Annotated in this window: 7 protein-coding genes and 1 other RNA gene; 6 read left to right on the top strand and 2 right to left on the bottom strand. The window is 53.2% G+C overall.

The window, feature by feature from the left end; all coding sequences use genetic code 11:
• The first annotated feature begins 147 nt into the window (after window positions 1-147).
• The 4 genes from ligA (at window position 148) to ABE456_RS22835 (ending at window position 4,923) form a co-directional block, all read left to right on the top strand.
• A complete protein-coding gene (gene ligA, locus ABE456_RS22850; protein ID WP_346645952.1) occupies window positions 148-2,478 on the top strand; it encodes an NAD-dependent DNA ligase LigA in 2,331 nt (776 codons plus the stop codon).
• A gap of 327 nt (window positions 2,479-2,805) precedes the next feature.
• Window positions 2,806-2,902: signal recognition particle sRNA small type (ffs, locus tag ABE456_RS22845), an RNA gene on the top strand.
• A gap of 333 nt (window positions 2,903-3,235) precedes the next feature.
• Window positions 3,236-4,207, top strand: a complete 972-nt coding sequence (locus tag ABE456_RS22840) for a hypothetical protein (RefSeq protein WP_346645951.1) — start codon at window positions 3,236-3,238, stop codon at window positions 4,205-4,207.
• Between the two features lie 56 nt (window positions 4,208-4,263).
• Complete coding sequence (locus tag ABE456_RS22835) at window positions 4,264-4,923, top strand: hypothetical protein (RefSeq protein ID WP_346645950.1); 660 nt, start codon at window positions 4,264-4,266, stop codon at window positions 4,921-4,923.
• A gap of 221 nt (window positions 4,924-5,144) precedes the next feature.
• Here ABE456_RS22835 and ABE456_RS22830 read toward each other — a convergent pair whose 3' ends face one another.
• Window positions 5,145-6,137, bottom strand: coding sequence for a hypothetical protein (locus ABE456_RS22830; protein WP_346645949.1), 993 nt, complete (start codon window positions 6,135-6,137; stop codon window positions 5,145-5,147).
• 483 nt (window positions 6,138-6,620) lie between these two features.
• Between ABE456_RS22830 and ABE456_RS22825 the strand changes: the two genes are divergently transcribed.
• Both ABE456_RS22825 and ABE456_RS22820 read left to right on the top strand, forming a co-directional pair.
• A complete protein-coding gene (locus ABE456_RS22825; RefSeq protein WP_346645948.1) occupies window positions 6,621-7,430 on the top strand; it encodes a hypothetical protein in 810 nt (269 codons plus the stop codon).
• Window positions 7,431-7,601: 171 nt separating this feature from the next.
• Window positions 7,602-8,375 (top strand): HNH endonuclease, encoded by a 774-nt coding sequence (locus ABE456_RS22820; RefSeq protein WP_346645947.1) that lies wholly within the window; start codon window positions 7,602-7,604, stop codon window positions 8,373-8,375.
• 188 nt (window positions 8,376-8,563) lie between these two features.
• Here the strand turns inward: ABE456_RS22820 and ABE456_RS22815 are convergent, their stop codons facing one another.
• Window positions 8,564-9,175, bottom strand: a complete 612-nt coding sequence (locus ABE456_RS22815) for a recombinase family protein (RefSeq protein ID WP_346645946.1) — start codon at window positions 9,173-9,175, stop codon at window positions 8,564-8,566.
• Window positions 9,176-9,215 lie beyond the last annotated feature (40 nt).

The raw sequence follows: 9,215 nt of genomic DNA, 5'->3' as shown, positions 1-9,215 counted from the left end.
CCCACAGACATACCATTGTCCTCCGGGCCTGTGGTGTACCTGTGGGAGCTGGCTTGCCGGCGATAGGGCCGGAACAGGCGATAACAAATCCAGGCTCCAGTCACCACCTCCAGGCTGCTCTTTTGCTTTGCAAGAGAAGACAATCCCATGACCGCCGAAACCCGTATCCACGAACTGCGTGCCGAGCTCGACCAGCACAACTACCGCTACTACGTGCTCGATGAGCCCAGCGTGCCCGATGCCGAATACGATCGCCTGTTCAACGAGCTCAAGGCGCTTGAAGCCGAACATCCGCACCTGGTAACCCCCGACTCGCCCACCCAACGCGTGGGTGGCGCGGCTTTGGCCGCGTTCAGCCAGGTACGCCACGAAGTGCCCATGCTCAGCCTGGGCAACGCCTTCGAAGAAGCCGACCTGCGCGAGTTCGGCCGGCGTGTGGTCGACGGGCTCGACCAGCCCGGCGCGGTCGACTACAGCTGTGAGCCCAAGCTGGATGGCCTGGCCGTGAGCTTGCTGTACCGCGACGGCCAACTGGTGCAGGGCGCCACACGTGGCGACGGCACCACCGGCGAAGACATCAGCGCCAACGTGCGCACCGTGCGCAATATCCCGCTCAAGCTGCAAGGCGAGGGCTGGCCGGCGGTGCTGGAGGTGCGCGGCGAGGTGTACATGAGCAAGGCTGGTTTCGATCGGCTCAATGCTTCCCAGGCCGAAGCCGGCGGCAAGACCTTCGCCAACCCGCGCAACGCCGCCGCCGGCAGCCTGCGCCAGCTGGACTCGAAGATTACCGCCAGCCGCCCGCTGGAGTTCTGCTGCTATGGCGTCGGCCAGGTGTCCGAAAGCATCGGCGACAGCCACATCGGCATCCTCGAGCAGCTCAAGGCCTGGGGCCTGCCGATCAGCCGCGAGCTCAAGCATGCGGCGGGTATCGAAGAATGCCTGGCCTACTACCGCGACATCGGCGAGCGGCGCAACAGCCTGCCGTATGAAATCGACGGTGTGGTGTTCAAGGTCAACAGCCTGGCCGCCCAGCGCGAGCTGGGCTTCCGCGCCCGCGAGCCGCGCTGGGCGATTGCCCACAAGTTCCCGGCCATGGAAGAGCTGACCGAGGTGCTGGACGTCGAATTCCAGGTTGGCCGCACCGGCGCGGTAACGCCCGTGGCGCGCCTGAAGCCGGTCAAGGTGGCTGGCGTGACCGTGTCCAACGCCACCCTGCACAACATGGACGAAATCGCCCGCCTGGGCCTGCGCATTGGCGACACGGTGATTATCCGCCGCGCCGGTGACGTGATCCCGCAGGTGATGCAGGTGGTGCTCGAGCGTCGTCCGGAAGATGCCCGCCCGGTAGAGGTGCCAAGCGAGTGCCCAGTGTGTGGTTCGCAGGTCGAGCGCACCCAACTGGTCAAGCGCAGCAAAGGCAAGGAAACCACCAGCGAAGGCGCGGTGTACCGCTGCGTTGGCCGCCTGGCCTGTGGCGCCCAGCTCAAGCAGGCGATCATTCACTATGTGTCGCGTCGCGCCATGGACATCGACGGGCTGGGTGAAAAAAGCGTCGAGCAGCTGGTGGATGAAGGCCTGATCGGCTCGCCGGCCGACCTGTACAAGCTGGAGTTCGAGCAGGTTGTTGGCTTGGAAGGCTTCGCCGAGGTGTCTACCCAGAAGCTGCTGGATGCCATTGAAGCCAGCAAGCGCCCGAGCCTGGCGCGCTTCATCTACGCCTTGGGCATCCCGGACGTAGGCGAGGAGACCGCCAAGGTACTGGCCCGCTCGCTGGGCAGCCTGGCGCGCGTGCAGCAGGCTTTGCCGCAGGTGCTGACTTACCTGCCGGACATCGGCCTGGAAGTCGCCTACGAGATCCACAACTTCTTCGAAGACGAGCACAACCAGAAGGTGATCCAGCAGCTACTCGACAGCGGTATGCAATTGCAGGACGAAGGCGAGCTGGCTGCCGAATTTGCCGCCAGTACCACCCTGGCCGGCATGATCGCCAAACTCGACATCGCCTCGGTCGGCCCGACCGGCGCCGAGAAGCTGGTGGCCAAGCTCGACAGCCTGGACAAGATCATCGCCGCCGACGGCATCGACCTGCGCCAGGCCCTGGCAGCCAAGCAGGCTGATGCAGTGCGTGAGTTCTTCAAGGATGAAGCGAACCAGAAGCTGGCGCGGGACATCGAAGCGCAGCTGTTGGCGTTCGGCATGCACTGGAGCAGCGAGAAGAAGGTTGCCGAAGGCTTGCCGCTGGCTGGCCAGACCTGGGTGCTGACCGGTACCTTGGAGCGTATGAGCCGCGACATTGCCAAGGACAAGCTGGAAAGCCTAGGGGCCAAGGTGGCCGGCTCGGTTTCTGGCAAGACCCACTGCGTGGTGGCCGGGCCGGGGGCGGGGTCGAAGCTGGCCAAGGCTAGCGAGTTGGGGGTGAAAGTGCTGGACGAAGATGCCTTCGTCGTCTTCCTGGCCGAGCAGGGCATCACCGTCTAAAAGCTTGCGCGACCTCTGTAGGAGCGGCCTAGTGTCGCGATCGGGCCGCAGCGCGGCCCCACTATCTACGCCTCGCCACCAGCATCGCCGGGGCCGCTTCGCGGCCCTACCGCGACACAAGGCCGCTCCTACAAGCCCTGCGCTGGTCTTGCTGCCGCCGCTCCCCTTGTAGGAGCGGGTTCGCCCGCGAATAGGCCGGTCCTGCCACCCCAACCCGGACAAGTCATTGAGAAATGATGACTTTTTCTCCTCCCAGAGGTTGTATCTGCCCTCAAGACCGGTACAATGGCGCCACTCGCTGCTCAGCGAGGCATGTAGTGGTGGCCCCATCGGTCCCCCCGCATTGATTACCCGTTAACCTGGTCAGGCCCGGAAGGGAGCAGCCATAGCGGGAACATCGAGTGCCGGGGTGTGGCTGGTGGGGCCGCCTCCATTACGTAAGTCCTTGAATTCTCAAGGATTTCTATCTCAAAAATCTCGAAGTGGACCAGTGCCGTAGGACACCTGAGTGGTGCACCATCGGCGCCATTCTAACTCCTATTTGTTCCTATCTCTATCAGGGGTCGATTGCGCCCTGTCGCTGCTCCTACCTAGGTGCAGGTTACGCTGTGCTCGTATCGTCGTTCTGAGGCGTTCGTTCGGTGGATGGCAAGTTGCAGTTGATTATGTAGAATTGTGCAATGTGATTCTTGATTTTCAGTGTGCAGTCATTTGCAATGACAGACTGTCAGTGTTGGATACTTCGGGGTGAGCGATCATGGATCGAGCGTACTGCATCAGTCTCAACAAAGAGGTTACTGCAAAAGAGGTAGTAGAGCTTTATCGCCAAAACGTAATTACGAAGAAAGACGATTTCGCATGCTTGGACGCATCCTGTAGGGCGAGGTATGTTTGTGCGAATTTAGGGCGAAGAACTTATAAGGTCGATCACTATTTCAAAACGGCACGGAGGACTGAAGGGCACTATCCGGGCTGTTCATTTGAGCCTAAGTATGCAGTTCCAACTCTCAATGTCTTAGGAAGGGGAAGGCGCGAAAGATCTTTAATAGCAGATGCTACGGAGATTGTGTTTGAAACTAAGCGTCGAAAAGGGTATTTTGGAGTTCCAGTCCGTAGATGGCAGTTCCCTGCTGATGACATAGTAAACCTTCGTTACGTGTCTAATCGTCCGTCTGGTGAAGGTTCGGGGGTGGCTAATCCGAAGTGCTACTCTATTGAAACGCTTTTAAATGGTGGGTGGTCCCTTCGTCGAGGGCTAGTTATTGATGGTAATTCGGGTACTATTAAGTCCGCCTTCGTTCCGGTAGATAACCAGAGCCCGGATGTCTATAGGCGCTTTATCTATTGCGGCTTGGCAATCAGTATAGATTCCTGCGAGAAGTATATATATTTTAAGTTTGGGCGATGCTTCTCGGTTCCGCATCATGGGGCTCCTGTTGTTGTTCGGCTTTTGGCAAATACTGTCTCTGAATCTGTAAATCAAGCGCGTGCATATTATCGAGCTCTGTTAGAGCGGCTTTTGGCGGTTGCTAAGGTTGTGAGTAAACGTCCGGAGAACCAATTTTTTCTTTATGTATTTGGTATTCCTAATTATGATGAGTCTAATGGTGTCTGGAATATAGATGTCGATAGTCTTGACCATATTTATATGGAGGGGCGGTGTCATCGCTCTGATCTTATAGCAAATATATATCGTGATCCAGAACTTAATGATCACTATTTTGTGTGATTTTTTGTGGTGCGATGGGTGGTTAGGTTTCCTTTGCTAAGGAATGAAATGATATCATGGAAACGGAAGAATTTCGCAAAGCGATAGATGGTGATGAGGGGTTCAAAAAGAAAAGAGCAAGCCTGTTCTATTTGTCTTTGCTGCTGTTCGCGATAGTGGTCAGCGGTGCAGATATAAAAGAGGCTAGCAGCCTGATTTTCAAGATTGAATTTACGAATCACGAAAATCTGCAATGGCTCTTGATAGCCGGGATTTTCTACAGCATGCTGCGTTACTACGCCTACTCAGAGGTTTATCGTGAACTGCTATTTGCCCAGTGGGCGAGCAAGTTTATTGATGATCCAAGAGTTTACTACTACCATCATCACAGTGAGGAAGTGCAGGGCCTATTAGGGAAGGCGGTAGATGCTTGGGGCGGGGATGAGCCGGGGTTAGTTGAGCCAGAGTACAGAAAAGCAGGGATTTTCAAACGAATCATTTCTTATCCGGCCAGAGAAGAGCATCCTGAGTATGGTGAGGTCTATTTTAAGAAGTTCATAGACCTTCGGAAATTCACCGAGAAATGGACTCGCAAGGACTTTTGGTTTTTAATGTCACTTGAATGGAAGTATCGGATAAATGCGTGGGTATCCCAGAGGGAAACTCTTGATCTTGTCGCCCCCTACCTTCTGGCAACTTGTGCTCTGGCTAGCTACTTTTACAAGAAGCTTATTTAGACAGTGGAGGCCGCACACGTAGCGGGAGTAACACCACATTCATGGTCAAGCCAGAGCGTAGCGATGGTCGCTGATGTGGCTGGAGGTCACGGAATGCGTGGGTTAGCGTTCTGCTGATTCTGTTAGAATTACATCAGACTATTAGTGGCTTCATTCTTTCTTATCGGTAAAATGAAGCCCGCTCTATGGCGGGCTTTTCGTAGTGGTCTGATTTGATAAGTTTATTTTTGCTTGGCGGCGTTGATATATCCTAGCCATAGTTTGGTGTCGCTAGGATTGCGACCGGGACGCCAGAATACTTCGCCATGAATTTCATCAGGGATTCGATACACAATTTTGGTTTTCATCGTAATTAGAGGATTGATCTTCTTAAACCAGATATTGTAACCCTCAAGCATGATAGGCTCTACTGAATCAAACTCATAGTCCTTGCCGTTATAATTGATAAAGAGGCTGCCAGCTACAGGGAGTCGGGACTCTGTGTCAAGATTTTTGAATGCCGCACGAATTACGAAAAAGCGAGATCCATCCCACTTCTTAGGCTCGGCGAACTTGTTGCCAGTATTTACAGATTTCCCATAGTAAGAACTGTCGGCGGAGATATTGAAGTAACCTACGTCGGCAGCCTTGGTCCTCAAGCTTGCATAAGCGACGTAATCTTTATAGGTATTCGCATCTTCACCTTTACCTAAAACGTTTTCAGCAACCTTACAGAAGAGGTAGTCATTAACCCCTTCGCGCTGCTCGGATTTCTTGGCATAGTTGCCTTGCACTGCATTTCTAGCGGTTAGGGCATCTTTAACTTTCTGCTCGGAAAAGGTATCGCTTGTGTATCTGGCGATGTAGCCATTCCCAGTTCCGAGCTTTTTATGGGCCTTTAACAGTGCTGGGTTTGGTGTTAGGCCGGATGCGGGAAATACACCCACGAAATCGCCTGTAACTGTGGATGTAGAGTTGTTGCCTGTTATGTACACCAAACTGTCTTCTACAAGAAGTGCTCTGGAGGCCGACTTTATTACTCCCTGTTCGGGCAGGGCAAGCTTCACAATGTAAGTATCGCACTGACTTTTGGAAAAGTAACCGTCACTCAGAATTTTCTTATACTGAGCATCATCAGCTGGCTTGCTTTCCGGCTTTGGGGTCGCTTTTGCAGCGACAACACTACCCGAAAAAGCGAAAGCTAACAGACTCGCAACTGCAATGTAATTTTTCACCACTACCATCTCTTGCACGATCTGATGGGGCATTTTGCCATTGCGAGGCGAGTGCGGCAATTGTCAGATGGTCAGGTGAGATGTTTTTAGATGAAATTCAATTTTCTGCCGAACGAAAAGTGCACTTTTGATGTGAACTCAAAATTCAGCCTGAAAAATAATGTATGGCAGGGTTGCGAGGCTGGCACGATTGGCCAGAAAACCAGCAAATCGGCTTAACCCATTTGGAAGGCCGACTTCTGTAAAGCTGATTAAATCATAAATAACTCTTGGCTATATAAGTCTATTTTTTTAGAACGATACGTTAAGAGAAAGCATCAAGCAGCGGACTGCTGTAGCGTTGAACTCACTACCACGCGGGGTGCGAAGCCCTTTCTTGTTCTAACATTCAGCGACCGATTCACCCACTACGCCTTGAGCGGCGTAGCATGACATTCTCGACGGTGAGGGGGATGATGCCAGCAAGCCACTTGGAGATACAAAATGCGCATGGTAGTGGATAGCAACCAGCTTCAAAGTCCTCGGCTGAGGACATTCCTTGAAGCCTCGACCTCAAATCGGGCGGTGCTGACAGACTACTCAGCAATGGAAGCCCTTCAAGGCGATCCGGTAAAGAGTATCTGCAATGCCATGAGGATACTGGGGGACTACCCTGAGCAAGTGATTGTCCTTCGAAACACACAGCTGATCTGTCAACTCAGCGGCAGAGCTGCCGGGCTGCAAAGGCGCTTGATCCACAATGGTCAGACTTCTGGTTTTCCTGACTATATCCGCAAGCTCAATGAGGCAGAACGCGGACATGGTCCTTTGATAGAGGAAATCCGAAAGATGGCTGTGGACGCAAGTGGGCAGCTACACAGAATGCTGGCTGATGCAGCGGATTTAGCACAAATCTTTGATAGCCTAGCAATCGACTTCGACAGAGAAGAGCGCCGAAAGATACGAGATGGCGAGCGTTTTACTGAAAAGATGGTAGATACATTGATCAAGGCAGTTATGCATGTCTCCATGACATTGTTCAGAAACCATCCACGATCCCCGCGAGTGCCGGTATTCAAAGAGTTGCACAATACGTTCATTTTCCGCAACTCCCTGTGCTGCTACCTTCTAGCCCTTGAGTGGGCTGCTATTGGCGGGGCCAAAACTGCAAAGGATCATAAGATACGTAATGATATGGTGGACTCTCATTTTATTACCTACGCCACATTCTTTGATGGGCTGCTGACAGAGGATGCAAAAGCGATGCGTCTCTACAAAAGAACAAAGGATATTTTAGCAGTGGCGTTTGGTTAGTGTGATCAGGTCGCATTGGCCAAAGGGGATCGAAAAAGCGCTGAGATGGGAACTCATCTGTGTGCTGCATGGTGGGGGCTTCTTGGTCATTGCCAATCATGCCCTTTGAAGGCGTCTGGATGTAGCGTGTACGCTGCTGCATCAGAGTGCAGCCGGAGGGTGTGCGAGAAAGTGCGCCACGGCTGGTTGATGGTGAGGGAAGGTATGTATACGGTTGGTTTGCAGTACACAAGGCGTGACTTATACGAGCTCCTCGATGTTCCTAAGGCGGAGCAGGGTGGTGATTGGCTAAACGGCTACCATCGCCATCGAAATGACTATTATGTCTTCTGCAATGTTGGTATGCCCGGTCGCACGGGGCATGACTACCCCAATCGCTGGGATGGGGAGAAGCTGATCTGGCACGGGAAGAATCGATCAAATTTCGAGCAGCAAGCAATTCGTAATCTGGTTTCCGGAGACTATCGGGTGTTTGTGTTCTACCGGGACGAAGATCGTGCTCCTTTTACATTCGCCGGTATTGGTCATGCTGTACCTCACCGTGATAGTGAATTCCCTGTAAGAATTGATTGGGTCTTTGGCTCTGATGAGATTGCCGGGGCTCCAGTATTCACGGATGAATACGCTGTCGGTGCACAGTACACCGAAGGCCAAAGGGTGCAGGTTTTAGTGAACCGTTACGAGCGAGATCGAAATGCTCGCGAGAAATGCATACGGCATCATGGTGTCATCTGCTGTGTGTGTGGGTTTGACTTTGGTGAAAGGTTTGGGGAGCTCGGTAGGGGCTTTATTCACGTACATCACATCGTGCCAGTGAGTGAAATCGGTGAGTCTTATGAGGTTGATCCAATCAAAGACCTCATCCCCCTTTGTCCAAACTGCCATGCGATGATTCATCGCCGTAATCCACCGTTGTCAGTCGATGAGTTGAAAGTTCTCATGTGAACTTCAATTGGTCTCACGAGGCGTATGGAGAATGACGGTGGTGATTCGGGATCGCAAATTTTTGCGAGAGGTGATAAGCCAAGCGCGAATTAGCCAATAGGAACCGTTCTTGATTTGGGAATACGTTGGGGTGGTTCTGTTTCGTCGCCCCTGATCTGAGTACAAAGGCATGGCTGGCGCCTGAGCTGTTACGCTGCCTTCACGCGTTGCACCGTAGATACTGCACAGCCCACAATCTCAGCAGTCTTGCGGAGACTCTTGCCTGCATCGAGGCATTCTTTGATGCGGTTATGAAGTGCCTGATCGACCTGTCTGCCCTTGTAAACATCTCTGGCCTTGGCATTCTCGATGCCCTCAGCCTGACGGCGGCGGCGATCTTCATAGTCCTTGCGTGCAACCACAGCGAGCATATCGAGCAACATCCCGTTCACAGCGTTGATCATTCCCTTGGTGAAGTCGTCTTGACCTTGGGTCGGCTTCAATGCGGCATGACTTGTAGCCAAGTCGAGAGACACTACGGTGACCTTCTTCGCTGCGATGATGGCTTTCAGGCTCGCCCAGTCATCAGGAGACAAGCGGGATAACCTGTCCACCTGTTCAATCAGTAATACATCGCCATCATGGCTATCGTCCAGCAAACGAAACAGTTCTGGTCGGTGGAGCTTGGTCCCCGATTCGTTCTCAGTGTAGAAAGCAGCGATCTTATGACCGTTTTCAGCAGCGAACTGAATCAGGGCGCCTTTGGCACGGCTGGCGTCTTGGGCGTCTGTGGAAGCTCGAAGGTATGCACGGATGAACATGATGGCTGGTGCCTTGTACCGTTTTTGATGTACCGATTTT

It is taken from the genome of Pseudomonas sp. TWI929 (assembly GCF_039673335.1).
Classification (GTDB): Bacteria; Pseudomonadota; Gammaproteobacteria; order Pseudomonadales; family Pseudomonadaceae; genus Aquipseudomonas.
Note: the sequence above shows the minus strand (reverse complement) of the source record. Positions and strands in the feature narration are given on the sequence as shown.